This is a genomic window from Burkholderia metallica, assembly GCF_902832845.1.
In the GTDB taxonomy this organism is placed as follows: Bacteria; Pseudomonadota; Gammaproteobacteria; order Burkholderiales; family Burkholderiaceae; genus Burkholderia; species Burkholderia metallica.
This window is the reverse complement of the sequence record NZ_CADFDB010000001.1, coordinates 618,149-636,485: the sequence shown is the minus strand read 5'-3', so window position 1 is coordinate 636,485 and position 18,337 is coordinate 618,149. Positions and strand designations below refer to the sequence as shown.

Genomic DNA, 18,337 nt, shown 5'->3' with positions numbered 1-18,337 from the left:
CGATACAGGCGGAAACGTCAACAGCCGGTGCCCGCTCCGCGTTTTCTGAACAAGCGCCCACGATCCGGACGCACAACGACAGGAGAAAACACCATGCGAGCCCTCACCCGCCATCTCGCGATCGCCGCCACCCTGATGTCGGTGCTGACCGGCACCGCGTTCGCCGACACGCCGTGGCAGCAGGCGCATCCGCGCCGCGAAGAGGTCAACCAGCGCCTCGCGAACCAGAATCGCCGCATCCATCACGAAGTGAGGGAAGGCGAGATGTCGCACGCGCAGGCCGCACGCCTGCACCGCGACGACCGCAAGATCCGCCAGGAAGAGCGGGACATGGCCGCGCAGGATCACGGCCACATCACGAAGAGCGAAAAGCACGTGCTGAACCAGCAGGAAAATGCGGTCAGCCACCAGATCGGCCAATAAGAGCGACAACACCGGCAAGTGCCCATTCGCCACTGCCTGAACGCCCGCTGCCGCCGCGCGGCAGCGGGTGCTTGTTGTGTATCGAATCGTTTCAACGCGCCAGCGCCGTCGCATGCCGCGGGTATACTCCGTCGTCAGCCGCCTGCCGCATCGTCGTCCGTCACGAACGGCCCGATTCCGGGCGGTTTCGTCGCGAAGCTTCGCGTTTCGCCTACCCCGCGCCCCAGCCTCGATACGAGACACCCGACGACCGCCATGAAACGATTCCTGCTGTTCGTTCCCGCCGCCCTGCTCGCCGCGTGCGGTTCCGCTCCGTCGCCCGACTCGGCCGCCGCCTCCGGTGCGGCGCCGATGATCTACGTGGCGTCGCAGCGTCCTGCCTATGCGATCGCGAACTGCCTCGACAGCCGCCTGTCGGGCACCGAGCAATCGCAGCACAACGGCGTGACCGATATCTCCGTCGGCTCGAACTCGTACTTCGTCACGCTGACACCGTCGGGCAACGGCGCCGTCATCAAGGTCGTGCGCGGCTCGGGCAACGAGCCGGCCGAGGAAGCGATGCGCTTCGCGATCGCGCGCTGCGCGATCTGACCTAAGCCTGCCGATGCCGGGCGCCTGCCCGGCTCGCTGCTGCGCGCCACCCCGTCGGCGCGCGCGCCGAATATTTTCACCCGGGCGGCCGTCGATGAGAGAATCGCACCCACGATTCCCTTTCAACGGAGCCCGCATGAAGCACCTGCTGTCCCGGCTGTTCGTCAGCGCCGCGCTCGTCGCGCTTGTTCCGGCGCTGCCGGCGCAGGCCGCCACACCGCCCGGCATCTTCGTCGTCGCCACGCAGCTCGGCGAATTCACGACCCTCGACCCGAGCGGGATCTACGAGCTGGTGCCGTCCGAGTACGTCGCGAATACCTACGAACGCCTGGTGCGCGTCGACCTGAAGGATCCGACGCGCTTCGACGGGCAGATCGCGCAATCGTGGACGGTCGGTGCCGACGGCGTGACCTACACGTTCAAGCTGCGCCCCGGTCTCACGTTCCATTCCGGCAACCCGGTGACCGCCGACGACGTCGCGTGGTCACTGCAGCGCACCATCCTGCTCGACAAGGGGCCGGCCGGCGTGCTCGCCGATCTCGGCCTGACGAAGGCGAATGTGGCGCAGAAGGTGCGCGTGGTCGATCCGCAGACCGTCGTGCTCGAAACCGACCGCAAGTACGCGCCGAGCTTCGTGCTCAACGTATTGAGCGCGTGCCCGGCGTCGGTGTTCGACAAGAAGCTGCTGCTGTCGCACCAGCAGGGCAACGATTTCGGCAGCGGCTGGCTGCGCACCAACGACGCGGGCTCGGGCCCGTACCAGCTCGTCAAGTGGACGCCGAACGAAACCATCGTGCTGCAGCGTTTCGACAAGTACCGCACGCCGTACCCGATGAAGCGCGTCGTGCTGCGTCACGTGCCGGAAGCGTCCGCGCAGCGGCTGCTGCTGGAGAACGGCGACGCCGACGCCGCGCGCAATCTGAGCCCCGACAGCCTCGCCGCGCTGTCGAAGGCCGGCAAGATCAAGGTCGCGTCGTGGCCGGTGTCCGCGCTGCTGTACCTGAGCCTGAACACGAAGAACCCGAACCTCGCGAAGCCCGACGTGCAGCAGGCGATGAAATGGCTCGTCGACTACGACGGCATCCAGCGCAACATCGTCAGCACGACTTACAAGGTGCATCAAACCTTCCTGCCCGAAGGCTTCCTCGGCGCGTCGAACGCGCGGCCTTACAAGCAGGACGTCGCGAAGGCGAAGGCGCTGCTCGCGAAGGCCGGTTTGCCGAACGGCTTCGACGTGACGATGGACATGCCGAACGACTATCCGTACCTCGAGATCGCGCAGGCGCTGCAGGCGAACTTCGCGCAGGGCGGCATCCGCGTGAAGCTGATTCCGGGCGATGCGAAGCAGGCGATCGGCAAGTATCGCGCGCGCCAGCACGACATCTTCATCGGCGAATGGTCGCCCGACTACATGGACCCGAACAGCAATGCGCGCGGCTTCGCGTGGAATCCGGACAATTCCGACCAGTCGCCGACGAAGATGCTCGCGTGGCGCAACAGCTGGGACATTCCGCAACTGACGAAGGATACCGAGGCCGCGCTCGTCGAGCCGTCGCCCGCGAAGCGCGCGCAGCGTTACGAAGCGCTGCAGAAAGCCGTGCTCGCGAACTCGCCGTTCATCATCATGTTCGAGAAGGTCGTGCAGGTCGCGACGCGCCCCGGCGTAACGGGGCCGGAAATCGGGCCGATCAACGACCTCGTGTCATACCGCACGCTCGCGAAATAATCGCGGCTGCCCGCGCAGCCGGCACCGCCGGCTTGCGGGTAATCGCCGCGGCCGCCGCGCCCGCGCCGTGCCGGGCCGCGGCCGGCGATCTACAATGGCAGGCGCCGCGGGACACCCGCGCCGGGCACACGTAACGGGGAAACCACATGCATTCGAGCGAGCACGCGGTCTGCGTGGCGATCAACGACAACAACCGCGCATGGTATGAAATGCTCGTCCCGTTCCTGCTGTCGCTGCGGCACACCGGTTACGACGGCCGGGTCGCGGTGATCGGCTACGGCCTGTCCGAACGCAAGCGGCAGATCCTCGCGAGCCAGTCGGTCGACGTGATCGAAGCGTCGGGCGCGTATGCGCTGCCGGTCGGCCGCTTCATCGAAGCCGCCGAGTACTGCGCGCGCCACCCGCACATCCGCAAGCTCGCGCTGTACGATGCCGACATCTGGTTCTGCGCGCCGGCGTTCGACCTGTTCTCGCAGATCGGCGACGACCGGCTCCACGCGTGCCCCGACCCGCTGTTCTGCACGTTCGTCGTCACGCCGCTGATCGGCGAGCGGCGCGACCATCACTGGCGCCTCGTCGTCGACGAAGTCAACGCGCGCCACGGCGGCGCCCTGCAGGCCGGGCTCGTCGCCGGGACCGCCGACGCGTGGGCCCGCTACGCCGGCCACCTGCGCGACTGCATCGCCCGCATCGGCACCGATTTCCAGGAATGCTTCGGGATCGATACGACGTTCCTGCACCTGTGGAGCGCCCAGGGCGAAACGACGCTGCTCGATCCGGTGCAGAACTTTGTCAGCAAGTACGGCATTCACGAAGCATTCGATACGGGCACCGGCACGACGACGCTCCGGTATCACGGCGAACCGATCCGCGCACTGCACATGACCGGCGATATCCGCTTCCTCGACCGGTGGCGCTACTACGCGAATCACGTCGGCGTCGCGCTGCGCGACGGCGCGCCGTTCGCGCTGTCGGACGGCACGCCGGCCCGCTCCGACGCGCTCGCCGCCCGCATCGCGGCGACCGACTACGTGCGCTCGGCCGGGCTGACCGTTGCGGCCGCCGCGATCGAGGCCGGCGCGGGCGCGTACCTGCAGGCGATCGACGAACCCGGCGGCACGCTGCTGATCGGCAGCGGCAACCACGAAATCGTGTTCACCGCGACCCGCGACATCGCGCGGCTGAACGTGTACGTCACGCACCCGTCCGGCTCGCCGTCGCCGCTGCTGTGCGAAGTGCTGGTCGACGGGCACGCGCAGCCCAAGGGCACCGAGCTGATGGCGCATTTCTGGTATCGGGTCGCGGCCGGCACCGTCGTCACGCTGCGCTCGACGAGCCTCGGCGGCCAGCAATGCAACGCGATCTGGCGGCTGCGCGAAGCGCCGGACATGCAGCAGTAGGCGCCGGCCCGCTGCCGTTCAATTGAAGGCCGCCCACACCAGGTACGCGTTCAAGCCGACGATCACGACCGTCGCCGCACCGGCGACGAGCCGCAGCGGCATCCGCATCGCGTGCGCCCCCATCACGTCGGTGCGTGCCGACAGCATCAGCAGCGCGATCATCGGCAGCGGCAGCACGAAACTCAGCACGACCTGGCTCGCGACCATCGCGCGCGTGACGTCGCAGCCGAGCGCGACCACCGCGAACGCCGGCGCGATCGTCACCGCGCGCCGCACCCACACCGGCATGCGGCGGCGGATGAAGCCCTGCATCACGACCTGCCCGGCCATCGTGCCGACCACCGAGCTCGACACGCCCGACGTCAGCAGCGCGACGAGAAACAGCGCGCCGGCCGCCGGCCCGAGCACCGGGATCAGCGTGTGATACGCGTCGCCGATGTCGGTCATGCCCGGCGCGCTCGCATGAAACGCCGACGACGCCATCATCACCATCGCGAGATTCACGAACCCGGCCAGCCCGAGCGCAACGACGACCTCGCGATTCGAGAAGCGCACGAGCCGCCGACGCTCCGCGTCGTCGCGCGGCGCGGTGCGGCTCTGTGTGAGCCCCGAATGCAGATACAGCGTATGCGGCATGATCGTCGCGCCGATGATCCCGACCGCGATCGTCAGCGCCGCATGATCCGGGATCTGCGGGACGACCAGGTGGAACGCGGCCGCGTGCCAGTCCTGCGGCGCGATCAGCAGTTCGCCGAGATAGCACGCGCCGATCACGCCGACCAGCGCCGCAATGGCGGCTTCCAGCGGCCGGAAGCCGCGCGTTTCGAGCGCGAGGATCGCGCAGGTCGCGAGCGCCGTCGCGACCATCCCCGCGAACAGCGACAGGTGACACAACAGGCCGAATGCGAGCGCGCCGCCGAGGAATTCGGCGAGGTCGGTCGCCATCGCGGCGATCTCCGACGCGGCCCACATGCCCCACACGACCGGCGCGGGAAAGCGGTCGCGGCACAGCTGCGCGAGATTGCGTCCGGTCACGATGCCGAGCTTCGCGGACATCGCCTGGAACAGCATCGCGATCGCGTTCGCGGCCAGCACGACCCACAGCAGCCGGTAGCCGTACGCGGCGCCGGCCTGGATGTTGGTCGCGAAGTTGCCCGGGTCCATATAGCCGATCGACGCGATCACGGCCGGGCCGACGAACGGCAGCAGCGCGGCGACGCCGGTGCGGCGCCCTTCCAGCGCGGCACGCGCGGCGCCGTCGGTACGCTCGGGAGGCAGGCCCGGCAGCGCGAGGCCGCCGGCAGGTTTGCTCGTGACGGGAATCATGATGGGGTTCCGTTCGAATGAGGAAGACTGCGTGAAGGTCGGGCGCCATGGCCGGCAGGCCGCGTGCCGGCCGCGGCACCGCGAACGCCGCGTTACAGCGGCACGACGTCGGGACGGTTGCGCGGAAACTGCGCGATCACGTCGGGCGCGACGTTCAGGTGCGCTTCGACGAGTTGCGGCGGCGTATGCGCGAGCCAGTCGGACAGCGACACTTCCGCGTAGCGGTCGGTCTTGAAGATCTCGAGGAACACCAGATCGGTGTTGCCGGTGTTCTGCACGTAGTGCCCGAGGCTCTTCTTCACGTAGCCGACGTCGCCCGCGCGGAAGTCGGCCGTCTGCGCCTTCGGTCCGGTGTCGAACACGGTCATCCGTGCGTCGCCCTGCAGGTAGTACTGCCATTCGTCCGCGTTCGGGTGCCAGTGCAGCTCGCGCATGCCGCCCGGGTGGACGGTCACGAGCGCCGCCGCGACGGTCGTCGACACGTTGAAGTTGGTGCTGTCCGCGATCCGCACTTCGCCGCCGCGGGTTTTCCTGACCGGCTTCATGTCGCCGAGCGAGAACACGAACGGATGCGGCGGCGCCCCGGCCGACGATGCCGACGCGCGCTGCGCTTGCGCGAGCGGGCCCGGTTCGTCGCCCTGGAAGATCCACAGGTTGTCGAGCGGAATGTTCCTGAATGCGTCGGCCGGCACGCCGAAGTTGAGCGCGAGCACGTCGGGCGGCGTGTGCGCGATCCAGTCGGTGAGCAGCAGCGTGTTGAATTCGGACGCGCGGCCGTTATCGAACGCGAGCAGGAATTCGGCGCCGTCGGTGCCGAGACCCTGCAGCGAATGCGGCAGGCCGGGCGGGAAATACCAGAGATCGCCGGTTTTCACGTCCTGCACCGACGGCCGCCCGAGTTCGTCGAGCACCGTGATCCGGCAGCGGCCGTCGAGCATGATGGCCCACTCGGCCTGCTGGTGCCAGTGCATCTCGCGAATGCCGCCGCGCGTCAGGCGCATGTTCACGCCGGAAATGGTTTCGGAAATCGCAAAATCGTCCTGCGTGACTTCGCGCGCCCATCCGCCATTTTGAATGCGTTTATGCGCATTATTGAACGACGCCCAGAATAACGGCATGCCGTTGATATCGGTGGCCGGCGGATCCTGAAAGGACGGAAATTGATTCGCGATGGCCGGATTTTTAGGCCCCGGGTCGGTCAGGCTCTGGCGGTTTCGCGCATTCACCGCGCCTTCCGGCGGGCGGTCCGGATTGCCGAACGAAGCCGCCTTGGCCGATACCGCGATACCCGCGGCGGCAATGGCGCCGGCCGTTCCCGCCAGCATTTTGCGTCGAGAAAGATTCGTCATGGTTTCCTCTTCATGCCTGCAATTGAGCGAATTTCCATTACGGAACACATGCCGTTTTTCGAATTATCGAAAATCGAACATCCCGTGACGCAAGTTAAATCCAAATCCCCTGAAAACTTAAATGAATTATTAACCTGAATTAATGATTTAATCTGATCCGCTTTAATTTTGTAATGATTGACGCGCTGAGGTGTATGAAGTTCGTGCGCGGTCGCGATGCAATTCATTCGATCCGGATAACTGATCGAATGGTGCGAAACGGACATTTTTCGATACGTCGAACGTCGCCCCCCCGGGTCGAGCCGGGATGCTCTTCCCCGCCACCGCCCCTGCTTTCGACCCTATCACCTACCCTCCGGCCATAGTTTTTATCCGCTGGCGCGAATGATTTTGGCTTTGTTAGATGGATGACATTCGATCATCAAACGACAACGATCTAACAGCCAATGACCTGTGCGTTCGCTCACACCGTCGAATCCCGCTATGCGGAGTTGACGCCGACTGCCAAGCGCATCGCGAGCTACATGCTCGCGAACCTCGACCGGCTCGGGCTCGAGACGGCCGACCAGATCGCGCAGCAAGCCGGCACCAGCGGCATTTCGGTCGGGCGCTTCCTGCGCAGCGTCGGCTACCGCAATCTCGACGACCTGAAGCGCGAGCTGCGCGGCGGCGGCGATCGCCCGTGGATGATCACCGACCGGCTCGACGAATACCGCCGCGTCGCGGGCACGGCACCGGCCGCACCCGACGGCAACGGCCGTGAAAGCCCGCTCGCGGCGTCGCTCGAGCGCGAGCTCGATGCGATCCGCCACGTGTACCGGCTCGCCGAAAGCCCGGTGTTCGCGCAGGTGGCCGACCGGATCGCCGATGCAGACGCCGTGTTCATCCTCGGCATCCAGTCGACGCGCGGGATCAGCAACGCGTTCAGCAGCTACCTCGAATACCTGCGCCCGCGCGTGTTCTATTCGGACGGCCAGTCGGGCTCGTACGTCGATTCGCTGAACTCCGAATTCGAGCGGCCATACTGCATCGTCACCGATACACGCGCGTATTCGCGCAGCGCGCGCCGCTATTGCCAGGCGGCCGCCGAGCGCGGGCAGCCGTTCGCGCTGGTCACCGATCTGTCGTGCCCGTGGGCGCGCGACTGGCCGGCCGATCTCTTGCAGGTGAAGACCGACGTCGGCCAGTTCTGGGATTCGCTCGCGCCGCTCACCTGCCTGTTCAACCTGCTGATCACGGCCGTGGTCGACCGTCTCGGCCCCGCGATCGACCGGCGCGTCGCGCGCAACCGCGAACTGCAGCGCACGTTCGATCAATTCGAATCCTGAATGCGAGTGCCTTCCCAACCGCCGATGAACGCTCACCGCCTCGTTGAAATCACGCCGGCCACGCATCGCGTCGACATCGATCTCGTCTATGCGACCGACCGCAACCTGACCGGCAAGCCGATCTACCGCCACGCGCACTGCCTGCTGCTGGAGCCGGCCGAAGCCGCGCTGCGCCGCGCGGTGGACGTTGCCGCGCAGGCCGGCTTCACGCTGCGCATCTACGACGCGTACCGGCCGCCGCAGGCGCAGCAGGTGCTGTGGGATTTCCTGCCCGATCCGAACTTCATCGCCGACCTCGGCCGCGGCTCGAATCACAGCCGCGGCACCGCGCTCGACCTGACGCTCGTCGGCGCGGACGGCGCGCCGCTCGACATGGGCACCGGCTTCGACGAGATGGTCGCCGAATCGGGCCACTTCCACGCGGGGCTGCCCGTCGCCGTGCAGCGCAACCGCCTGCTGCTGCTCGGCGTGATGCACGCGGCCGGCTTCGCGCACATCGACAGCGAGTGGTGGCACTACGAATTGCCGGGCTCGCACGCGCTGCCGCAAATCGATGCTGCCGACAGCGCCCCGTGGCACCTGATGTAACGGCCACATGCATCCCCTTCACCGTTCACGTTCAACGACTTCAACGACAGATGGAGCGCACATGAAATTCCCGACTTCCCGGCTCGTCGCGGCGCTGGCCGCCGCGTCCGTGCTCGCCGCCGTCCCGCTTTCCGCCGCGCGCGCGGAAACGCCGAAGGACATGTTCGTGATGGCCACGCTGCTCGACGAATTCACGACGCTCGACCCGGGCGAGATCTACGAGCTGGTGCCGGAGGAATACGTGGCGAACACGTACGACCGGCTCGTGCGCGTCGACCTGCGCGATCCGTCGAAATTCAACGGCGACGTCGCGCAGTCGTGGACGGTCAGCACCGACGGGCTGACCTACACGTTCAAGCTGCGGCCCGGCCTCAAGTTCCACTCGGGCAATCCGCTGACGGCCGACGACGTCGCGTGGTCGATCCAGCGCGCGGTGCTGCTCGACAAGGGCCCGGCCGCCGTGCTGACCGGCATCGGGCTCACGAAGGCGAACGTCGTCGCCAACGTGAAGAAGCTCGACGACCTGACGGTATCGGTCACGACCGACCAGAAATACGCGCCGACGTTCGTGCTGAACGTGCTCGGCTCGTGGCCCGCATCGGTGCTGGACAAGAAGCTCCTGCTGTCGCACCAGCAGGGCAACGACTTCGGCAACGCGTGGCTCAAGACCAACGAAGCCGGCTCCGGCGCATACAGGCTGGTGAAGTGGACAGCCGGCGACAGCCTCGTGCTGCAGCGCTTCGACGGCTACCGGCTGCCGCTCGCGATGAAGCGCATCGTGCTGCGCCACGTGCCCGAAGCCGCGAGCCAGCGCCTGCTGCTGGAGAACGGCGACGTCGACGCGGCGCGCGACCTGAGCCCCGACGATCTGGCGTCGGTCGTGAAGTCCGGCAAGGCGAAGGTGTCGGCCTCGCCGCAGGCGACGCTGCTGTATCTCGGCCTGAACACGAAGAACCCGGCGCTCGCGAAACCCGACGTGCAGGAAGCGCTGAAGTGGCTCGTCGACTATGCGGGCATCCAGGGCAACGTCGTGAAGACGACCTACAAGGTGCACCAGACTTTCCTGCCCGAAGGCTTCCTCGGCACGCTGAACACGAACCCGTACAAGCTCGACGTCGCGAAGGCGAAGGCGCTGCTCGCGAAGGCCGGCGTACCGAACGGCTTTTCGGTGACGATGGACGTGCGCAACGATTATCCGTACACCGAAATCGCGCAGGCGGTGCAGGCGAATTTCGCGCAGGCCGGCATCAAGGTGCAGCTGATCCCCGGCGACAACAAGCAGACGCTCGCGAAATACCGCGCGCGCCAGCACGACATCTACATCGGCGAATGGTCGGCCGACTACATCGATCCGCACAGCAACGCGCAGGGGTTCGCATGGAACCCCGACAATTCCGACAAGTCGAGCTATAAAATGCTGGCCTGGCGCAACAGCTGGGACATCCCGCAACTGACGAAGCAGACCGACGCCGCGCTCGCCGAGCCGACCGCCGCGAAACGCGCGCAGCTGTATCAGGCGATGCAGAAGGAAGTGCTCGCGCGCTCGCCGTTCGTGATCATGTTCGAGAAGGTCGCGCAAGTCGCGACGCGGCCCGGCGTGAGCGGGCTCGAAGTCGGGCCGATCAACGATCTCGTGTCGTACCGCAACCTGAAGAAGCAATAAGACTCGCCGCATGTCGACTCCCGCCTCCTCCCTCGAAGCGCTGCGCACGCTGCCCGCGCGGCGCCCGGCCGTGCGCTGGGCGCTGCGCGTGCTGCGCTGGGCGCTCACGCTCGCCGTCACGTTCGCGGGGCTGCTCGCGCTGACGTTCGTGATCGGCCGCAAGGTGCCGATCGATCCCGTGCTCGCGATCCTCGGCGATCGCGCATCGGCGCAAGCCTATGCGGCCGAACGCATCGCGCTCGGGCTCGACAAGCCGCTCGCCACGCAATTCCTGATCTATGCGCGCGATGTGCTGCACGGCAATCTCGGCGTGTCGCTGCTGACCGCGAACCCGGTGCTCGACGACATCAGACGCGTGTTCCCGGCCACGCTCGAACTGGCGACGATCGCGACGCTGATCGGCATCGCGATCGGCGTCCCGCTCGGCGTCGCGGCCGCCGTGAAGCACAACCGGCCGATCGACCACGTCGCGCGCTTCGTCGGGCTGGTCGGCAATTCGGTACCGGTGTTCTGGCTGGGGCTGATGGGGCTGCTGCTGTTCTACGCGCGGCTGCACTGGGTCGGCGGTCCCGGCCGGCTCGATCCCGTGTACGACGGGATGGTCGACCCGCGCACGGGCAGCCTGCTGATCGACGCGGCGCTCGCGGGCGAGTGGGACGCGTTCCGCAACGCGGTGTCGCACATCGCGCTGCCGGCGGCGATCCTCGGCTACTACTCGGTGGCCTACCTGAGCCGCATGACGCGCTCGTTCATGCTCGACCAGCTGAGCCAGGAATACATCGTCACCGCGCGCGCGAAGGGCTTGCCCGAGCGGCGCGTGATCTGGCGGCATGCGTTCGGCAACATCATGGTGCCGCTGCTCACCGTGATCGCGCTCACGTACAGCAACCTGCTCGAAGGCTCGGTGCTGACCGAGATCGTGTTCGCGTGGCCGGGGCTCGGCTCGTACCTGACCGGCGCGCTGCTGAACGCCGACATGAACGCGGTGCTCGGCGCGACGCTCGTGATCGGCGCGATGTTCATCACCGTCAACCTGCTGACCGACGCGCTGTACCGCGTGTTCGATCCGCGTGCGCGCTGAGGGCCGCCCCGCCATGACCGCTTTCATTCCGCTTCTTTCACTACCCATGCCGAAGGTCCTCCGATCATGAACGCCGAGCGCCTCACGCTGCGCGCGTGGCTGCTGTCCGATGCACCCGCGTCGCGCTCGCAGGCCGCATTCGGCCTCGCATATCGACGCTGGCGTCGTTTCGCCACCAACCCGCTGAACCTGTTCGGGCTCGCGATCCTCGTCACGCTGATCGTCGTCGCGATCGTCGCCCCGCTGATCATGCCGCACGACCCGCTGCGCCAGGTGCTGTCCGACCGGCTGCTGCCGCCCGGCTCGCCGTCGCACTGGTTCGGCACCGACCAGCTCGGCCGCGACATCCTCTCGCGGCTGATCGCCGGTTCGCGCCTCACGCTCGGCATCGCGCTGCTCGTCGTCGCGATCGTCGTGCCGATCGGCCTCGCGATCGGCACGACGGCCGGCTACTGCGGCGGCTTCGTCGACAGCGTGCTGATGCGCATCACCGACATCGCGCTCGCGTTTCCGAAGATCGTGCTGGCGCTCGCGTTCGCGGCCGCGCTCGGGCCCGGCGTGATCAACGCGGTCGTCGCGATCTCGATCACCGCATGGCCCGCGTATGCGCGGCTCGCGCGCGCGGAGACGATCCGCATCGCGCAGGCCGACTACATCCACGTCGCGCGGCTGCAAGGCGCATCGGGCCCGCGCATCCTGCTGCGCTACATCGTGCCGCTCTGCATGTCGTCGGTGATCGTGCGCGCGACGCTCGACATGGCCGGCATCATCCTGACCGTCGCGGGCCTCGGCTTTCTCGGCCTCGGCGCGCAGCCGCCGAGCCCCGAATGGGGCTTCATGGTCGCGTCGGGCCGCAACGTGCTGCTCGATGCATGGTGGGTCGCCACGCTGCCCGGCTGCGCGATCCTGCTCGTGAGCCTCGCGTTCAACCTGCTCGGCGACGGGCTGCGCGACGTCTTCGATCCCCGCCACGGAGCATGAGATGCCGATGAATTCCGCCTCCTCACCCACGCCGCTCTGCGAAATCGACGGCCTGAAGATCGGCTTTCGCGGGCACGACGGCACCGTCACCGATGCCGTGCGCGACCTGTCGCTGACGCTCGCGCCCGGCGAACGGCTCGGCATCGTCGGCGAATCGGGCTCCGGCAAATCGCTGACGGGCCGCGCGCTGCTCGGCCTGCTGCCCGATGCCGCGCGCTGGTCGGCGCGCACGATGCGCTTCTCGGGCCACGACCTGCTCGCGATGTCGGCGGCCGAACGCCGGCGGCTGTGCGGCAGCCAGATGGGGATGATCCTGCAGGACCCGAAGTATTCGCTGAACCCGGTGATGACGGTCGCCAAACAGATGGGCGAGGCGTTCCGGCTGCGCGAGCCGGGCTTGCGCGGCCGCGCGCTGCGCGAGCGGATCGTCGATGCGCTCGCGGCCGTGCAGATCCGCGACCCGGCGCGCGTCGCCGATGCGTATCCGCACGAGCTGTCGGGCGGCATGGGCCAGCGCGTGATGATCGCGATGATGGTGTCGACCGGCCCGCGCCTGCTGATCGCCGACGAGCCGACGTCCGCGCTCGACGTCGCCGTATCGATGCAGGTGCTCGCGGTACTCGACACGATGATCGCGCGGCACGGCACGGGCCTGATGTTCATCAGCCACGACCTGCCGCTCGTGATGTCGTTCTGCGATCGCGTCGCGGTGATGTACGCGGGCCGCGTGGTCGAAACCTGCGCGGCGCGCGACCTGCGCGACGCCGCACATCCCTATACGCGCGGGCTGCTCGCGGCGAACCCGCCGCTCGCGAACCCGCCGGACGAACTGCCCGTGCTGCGGCGCGATCCCGCGTGGCTCGAGCCCGCGTCATACGCCGGATCGTCCGCCGATCGACAGGAGGCCGTACGATGATCGACGTCGATCACGCATCCATCCGTTTCCCGACCCGCACCGGTCACGTCGACGCCGTGCGCGACGCGAGCTTCGCGGTGCGCGACGGCGAAGTGTTCGGGCTCGTCGGCGAATCGGGTTCCGGCAAGTCGACGCTGCTGCGCGCGCTGACGGGCCTCGTGCCGCTCGCGTCCGGCCACCTGGCGATCGACGGGCGGACGGTGGGCGGCACGCCCGATCGCGCATTGCGCCGGCACGTGCAGATGGTGTTCCAGGACCCGTACGCGTCGCTGCATCCGCGCTTCACGGTCGACCAGACGCTGCGCGAGCCGCTGTCGATCCACCGTATCGACGACGCCGACGCGCGCATCGCCCGTGCGTTGTCCGAAGTCGGCCTCGGCCCCGCGTTCCGGTTCCGCTATCCGCACCAGTTGTCGGGCGGCCAACGCCAGCGCGTCGCGATCGCACGCGCGCTGATCGTCGAGCCGCGCGTACTGCTGCTCGACGAGCCGACGTCCGCGCTCGACGTATCGGTGCAGGCCGAGATCCTGAACCTGCTGCGCCGCCTGCATCGCGAACGCAACCTGACGATGATCCTCGTCAGCCACAACCTCGCGGTGATCGGCTTCCTGTGCCAGCGCGTCGCGGTGATGCAGCATGGCGAAATCGTCGAACAGTTGCGGATCGAGGACGTGCGCACCGGGTTGGTGGCGCGCGACTACACGCGCACGCTGTTGCGCGCGACCGAAGGCTATCGCCGTCTCGACCCGGTGGCGGACGCACCGGCAACCTGACATCCGCGCGACGCGCCGGCATGCGATACTCGCACGCGATGCACCGGCCCGGCGCGCATGGAACCCTTGTGCGCCGCACGAGTCAACTTCGTTTCGTCAACTGCTCAACTGCAATAGGGAGGCGTTCATGCTGCAACTCATCGAAACCCTGGTCGTCGGGCTCATCGTCGGCCTCCTCGCCCGCGCGCTCAAGCCCGGCGACGACAAGATGGGCATCGTGATGACGGTCGTGCTCGGCGTCGTCGGCTCGCTCGTCGCCGGCTACCTCGGCCGCGCCGCCGGCTGGTACGCGCCGGGCCAGGGCGCGGGCTGGATCGCGTCGATCATCGGCGCGATCGTGCTGCTCGTGATCGTCGGCGCGATACGCAAGCGCACGAACTGAACGGCGCAGCGTCACGCCAAACGGCCGCTCTTTCACGAGCGGCCGTTTTCTTTTGTCGCGCGGCATTCACCTGTGCACCGCTTCGTCGATTCGTCAACTCGTTGACCCTGCAACGACTCGCGGTGCGCTCCCGCAGCGCAACCGGGTTCCTCCGTTCAGCTTACGGCATCGGCATTACCCTGACTTGCGCACCCGCAAATCCGGCCTACATTGATTGAAGTAATGCCGAGTGATGCACCTATTACCGTTATTTCCCGTTTTCGATTCAAGAGGTCCGATGGTTTTGCCGTTTACGCAGATAGCACCGCAGCGTTGACGGACTGCCACCCGAGCGGCCCCGCTGCGACGCGCTTCCTCTCTGGAGCCTGTCATGAAGCATTGCCCTGTCGCCGCCTCGTTCGTCCTGGCTGCCTCGCTTCTGGCCATTTCCCCGTCGTTTGCCGCCGGCGCGTCCGGCACCATCCACTTCTCCGGCATGATCGTCGAGCCGCCCTGCACGTTCGCGCTCGATACGACCGATGCCGCTCAAGCGCGCGTACGGCCCGACTGCCCGCGTCCGGCGACCGGCCAGATCGCGTTCGTCGACACGGCGAGCCGGCAGGCCGTCAGGACGACGACCTTTACGCAGGCCTCGCGCGCAATCGTTTTACCGCGCCGTCCGGGCAACAATCAGGCACCGATGATCGCCGTCGTCACGTACCAGTAAAGCCGTTCGCCGGCCCTGCATGCGACGGGTGGCACGCGCCGGTCAGTCGCGATGGCGCGCGATCCAGTCGCTGAATGCGCGGATCTTCTGCTGGTTGCCGATGTGCTCGGGATAGACGAAGAAATACCGTGCGCCCGTTTCGAGCACGATGTCGAACGGCCGCTCGAGCCGGCGCGCACTGACGTCGTCGTCGACGAGCGTCACGTCGCCGATCGCGACGCCGAAGCCCTGCATCGCCGCGTTCGTCGCGAGATCGAGCGTGTCGAACGTCGGCCCGCGCGCCGGATCGACGCCGCGCTCGCCCGCGTGATCGAGCCACGCGCGCCAGTCGCGATGGTCGCGGGTCGGATGCAGCAGCGTATGGCGCGCGAGATCGCCGACCGCGTCGAGTGGCGCCGTCTGCCGCAACTCGGGCGCGCACACGGGCGTCAGCCGTTCGTCGAAGAGGGGCAGCGCGCACACGCCCGCACCCGGCGACGTGCCGTACACGACCGCCGCGTCGAACGGCTCGGTCGAGAAATCGACGACGTGCTGCCACGCCGTCGTGATCTGCACGTGGAGATCGGGATGCTCGCCCTGGAAGCGCAGGATGCGCGGCAGCATCCAGCGCATCACGCAGGTGGGCACCTTCAGCGCGAGATCGGTGCGCTGCCGCGTGAGCTTCATCGAAATGTCTTCGATCCGCGCGAAGCTCTCGTTGACGACCGGCAGCAACTGCTCGCCTTCCGCCGTCAGCGTGAGGCCCTTCGCATGCCGCTTGAACAACGGAAAACCGTAATGCGCCTCGAGCGTCTGGATCTGCCGGCTCACCGCGCCCTGCGTGATGCACAGCTGCTCGGCCGCGCGCGTGAAGCTGCGGTGGCGGGCCACCGTCGAGAAGATCTGCAGCGCGTGCAGGGGCGGAAGTCGGCGCATGGAGATGACGAACGGAAAACGGCGCGAAAGGGCCGCGCGCCGGCACCGGCGCGCGCTGTCCGACACGATAAGCCAAACGCCGGCTTTGCGCGAGGCGGGACGCTCAGGTGGTCGCGGTGAGCGCACCCGCCACGATGCGCGCCGCCGACGCGACGACGTCCGCGCGGGCGGCCGCGGCAGCCTGCGGCTGCGTGAACGACACGGCCATCACGATCGGCGCGCGCGACGGCGGCCACAGCACCGCGACGTCGGTCGTCGTGCCGTAACCGCCCGTGCCGGCCTTGTCCGCGATGCGCCAGCCGGGCGGCACGCCCGCCGCGATGCCGGTCGCGCCGCGCGCGCCGCCGGCCATCCACGCCGTCAGCTGCGCGCGTTGCGGCTCCTGCAGCGTGTTGCCGAGCAGCAGCCGCTGCAGCGTGTCGACCATCTCGACCGGCGTCGACGTGTCGCGCTCGTCGCCGGGCGCGGCGTTGTTCAGTTCGGGCTCCCAGTGATCGAGGCGGAACGACGTGGCGCCGCTTTCGCGTGCGAACGACGTGACGGCCTGCGGGCCGCCGAGGACGCCCATCAGCAGGTTGCCGGCCCCCTTGTCGCCCGACTGCAGCATCGCCGCGCACAGCTGCTCGATCGTCATGCCGGTGTCGACGTGGCTTTCCGTGATCGGCGAGCCCGCGACGATTTCATAGCGGCGGTACAGGATGCGGCGCGGCAGCAGCGACGCGTCGAGCGAGCCGCGCGCGAGTATCGCGGCGGCCGCGACGACCGCATAGGTGCCGCACAGCGGGAAGCGCTCGCGCGCATGGTGAGCGATGCGCACGCCGTTCGACGTATCGAGCGCGGCGACGCCGAGCCGGCCGTTCGAGGCCTTCTCGAGCGCGGCCAGTTCGGCCTGGGCGGTATGGGCGCGCCCCTGGTCGGCGACCGGCGCGGACGTGCACGCGGCGACGAACGGCGCGGCAACGGCGGCGAGCAACAGCGAGCGGCGTGTCGGAGAGTGATCCATGAATGTGGTGTGTTCTGTCGGAATCGGTGGCACGAAGCAACGCGGGCACGCGTCGATGCAGCGCACCCGTTCACGCCGGCGGCCGGCCCGCGACGGCATTCGCCGCGCATCCCCGAAAGACGGCCGCCGGCCCGCGCAGCGCGGGACTCCCTAGGGTAGCAGCGACCGCCGCCCCGTTCCAGCGAAACGGCGCGGCGTCACCCTTGCGACGAAGGCAGATACGGCATCGGATTGACCGGCTTGCCGTCGCGCCGCACTTCGAACAGCAGCGCGACACGCGAGTTGTCCAGGTCGCCCATCTCGGCGATCTCGTCGCCCTGGCGCACGATGTCGCCCGTCTTCACGAGCAGCTTGCGGTTGTGCGCATAGGCGGTCAGGAAATCCGCGTTGTGCTGGACGATGATCAGGCTGCCGTAATCGTTCAGGCCGGTGCCCGCGTACATCACGCGGCCGTCGGCCGCGGCGCGGACCGGATCGCCCGGCCGGCCGGCGATCTGGATGCCGCGGTTCTGCCCCGGCCGGAATCCGTCGACGATCTTGCCGCTCGCGGGCCACTTGAGTGCGACGCCGCCTGCATGCCGCTTCGTTTCCTTGACGACCTGACGGTCGCTCGCGTTCGACGCGGCGGCCTGCGTCGTCGCCGCGCGGCTGCCCGTCGCGCCGCCGCTCCCGGCCGACGAGGCGGCCACCTGCGTACCGGCCGCATCCGACGGCGACGACGGCGGCAACGGCTGCTGCTTGACGATGCGCAGCGCCTGCCCCATGCGCAGCCTGCCGTTTGCGCCCAGCTTGTTCCACGTGCGCAGGTCGGCCACGCTGCAGCCGTTCGCGGACGCGATGCCCGTCAGCGTGTCGCCGCGCTTCACGACGTACTTCTGTGCGACGAAAATCGGCGCCGGCGGCGGCGCCGCGGCCGACGGCGCCGTGACCGGCTGGCTCGACGGCGACGACGGTCCCGCCAGCGTGTCGCTCGGCGCAACGGTCTGCGTGCTTGCACAACCGGCCATGACGAGCACGGCGGCAAGGCCTGGCAGCCACGCCGCGTTGCGGTGAATCTCGCGCGATTTCATGGACGATCCGACTCCGGTTTGACAATCTTTCAAGCATCTCAAAAACGGAACGGCCGACGTGTAACCGGATGCAAACAATGATGACAAACGATCACGGACCGGATGCCGGCCGGCAT

18 protein-coding genes are annotated in these 18,337 nt (G+C 67.9%); 13 read left to right on the top strand and 5 right to left on the bottom strand.

Features of this window, described 5'->3' with window-relative positions:
* Positions 1–93: 93 nt before the first annotated feature.
* From HWX08_RS02795 to HWX08_RS02780, 4 genes are all read left to right on the top strand, one after another.
* Positions 94–423, top strand: a complete 330-nt coding sequence (locus tag HWX08_RS02795) for a hypothetical protein (RefSeq protein WP_069260194.1) — start codon at positions 94–96, stop codon at positions 421–423.
* Between the two features lie 255 nt (positions 424–678).
* Positions 679–1,014, top strand: a complete 336-nt coding sequence (locus HWX08_RS02790) for a sugar ABC transporter ATPase (RefSeq protein ID WP_069260195.1) — start codon at positions 679–681, stop codon at positions 1,012–1,014.
* Positions 1,015–1,150: 136 nt separating this feature from the next.
* Positions 1,151–2,740 carry an ABC transporter substrate-binding protein gene (locus tag HWX08_RS02785; RefSeq protein ID WP_174921757.1) on the top strand — a complete coding sequence of 530 codons (1,590 nt, stop codon included), beginning with the start codon at positions 1,151–1,153 and terminating at the stop codon, positions 2,738–2,740.
* A 146-nt stretch (positions 2,741–2,886) separates the two neighbouring features.
* Positions 2,887–4,140: a hypothetical protein gene (locus HWX08_RS02780; protein ID WP_174921756.1), complete on the top strand. Its 1,254-nt coding sequence runs from the start codon at positions 2,887–2,889 to the stop codon at positions 4,138–4,140.
* 18 nt (positions 4,141–4,158) lie between these two features.
* On the opposite strand, the gene HWX08_RS02775 is transcribed toward HWX08_RS02780, so the two are convergent.
* Positions 4,159–5,466, bottom strand: a complete 1,308-nt coding sequence (locus tag HWX08_RS02775; protein ID WP_069260198.1) for an Nramp family divalent metal transporter — start codon at positions 5,464–5,466, stop codon at positions 4,159–4,161.
* Between the two features lie 92 nt (positions 5,467–5,558).
* Positions 5,559–6,815: an oxalate decarboxylase family bicupin gene (locus tag HWX08_RS02770; RefSeq protein WP_069260199.1), complete on the bottom strand. Its 1,257-nt coding sequence runs from the start codon at positions 6,813–6,815 to the stop codon at positions 5,559–5,561.
* Between the two features lie 446 nt (positions 6,816–7,261).
* Here HWX08_RS02770 and sapR point away from each other — a divergent pair, with 446 nt between their 5' ends.
* The 9 genes from sapR (at position 7,262) to HWX08_RS02725 (ending at position 15,233) form a co-directional block, all read left to right on the top strand.
* On the top strand, positions 7,262–8,143 hold the full coding sequence (gene sapR / locus HWX08_RS02765; RefSeq protein ID WP_174921755.1) for a sap1 transcriptional regulator SapR: 882 nt from the start codon (positions 7,262–7,264) through the stop codon (positions 8,141–8,143).
* Positions 8,144–8,167: 24 nt separating this feature from the next.
* Positions 8,168–8,731 (top strand): D-alanyl-D-alanine dipeptidase, encoded by a 564-nt coding sequence (gene ddpX, locus HWX08_RS02760; protein WP_174921754.1) that lies wholly within the window; start codon positions 8,168–8,170, stop codon positions 8,729–8,731.
* 61 nt (positions 8,732–8,792) lie between these two features.
* Positions 8,793–10,394 (top strand): ABC transporter substrate-binding protein, encoded by a 1,602-nt coding sequence (locus HWX08_RS02755; protein ID WP_069260202.1) that lies wholly within the window; start codon positions 8,793–8,795, stop codon positions 10,392–10,394.
* A 10-nt stretch (positions 10,395–10,404) separates the two neighbouring features.
* Complete coding sequence (locus HWX08_RS02750; protein WP_174921753.1) at positions 10,405–11,475, top strand: ABC transporter permease; 1,071 nt, start codon at positions 10,405–10,407, stop codon at positions 11,473–11,475.
* Positions 11,476–11,541: 66 nt separating this feature from the next.
* On the top strand, positions 11,542–12,456 hold the full coding sequence (gene nikC / locus HWX08_RS02745; RefSeq protein ID WP_069260204.1) for a nickel transporter permease: 915 nt from the start codon (positions 11,542–11,544) through the stop codon (positions 12,454–12,456).
* 1 nt (position 12,457) lies between these two features.
* A complete protein-coding gene (locus HWX08_RS02740) occupies positions 12,458–13,372 on the top strand; it encodes an ABC transporter ATP-binding protein (protein ID WP_174921752.1) in 915 nt (304 codons plus the stop codon).
* Complete coding sequence (locus HWX08_RS02735) at positions 13,369–14,145, top strand: ABC transporter ATP-binding protein (RefSeq protein WP_174921751.1); 777 nt, start codon at positions 13,369–13,371, stop codon at positions 14,143–14,145. Before HWX08_RS02740 ends, HWX08_RS02735 begins: the two co-directional genes overlap by 4 nt.
* A gap of 127 nt (positions 14,146–14,272) precedes the next feature.
* On the top strand, positions 14,273–14,527 hold the full coding sequence (locus HWX08_RS02730; RefSeq protein ID WP_069260207.1) for a GlsB/YeaQ/YmgE family stress response membrane protein: 255 nt from the start codon (positions 14,273–14,275) through the stop codon (positions 14,525–14,527).
* A 370-nt stretch (positions 14,528–14,897) separates the two neighbouring features.
* Positions 14,898–15,233, top strand: a complete 336-nt coding sequence (locus tag HWX08_RS02725; RefSeq protein WP_174921750.1) for a type 1 fimbrial protein — start codon at positions 14,898–14,900, stop codon at positions 15,231–15,233.
* Between the two features lie 42 nt (positions 15,234–15,275).
* Here the strand turns inward: HWX08_RS02725 and HWX08_RS02720 are convergent, their stop codons facing one another.
* The 3 genes from HWX08_RS02720 to HWX08_RS02710 form a co-directional block, all read right to left on the bottom strand.
* Positions 15,276–16,148 (bottom strand): LysR substrate-binding domain-containing protein, encoded by an 873-nt coding sequence (locus tag HWX08_RS02720; RefSeq protein WP_069260209.1) that lies wholly within the window; start codon positions 16,146–16,148, stop codon positions 15,276–15,278.
* A gap of 103 nt (positions 16,149–16,251) precedes the next feature.
* Positions 16,252–17,151 (bottom strand): class A beta-lactamase, encoded by a 900-nt coding sequence (gene bla / locus HWX08_RS02715; protein WP_174921749.1) that lies wholly within the window; start codon positions 17,149–17,151, stop codon positions 16,252–16,254.
* 197 nt (positions 17,152–17,348) lie between these two features.
* A complete protein-coding gene (locus HWX08_RS02710) occupies positions 17,349–18,221 on the bottom strand; it encodes a peptidoglycan DD-metalloendopeptidase family protein (RefSeq protein ID WP_174921748.1) in 873 nt (290 codons plus the stop codon).
* Between the last annotated feature and the right edge of the window lie 116 nt (positions 18,222–18,337).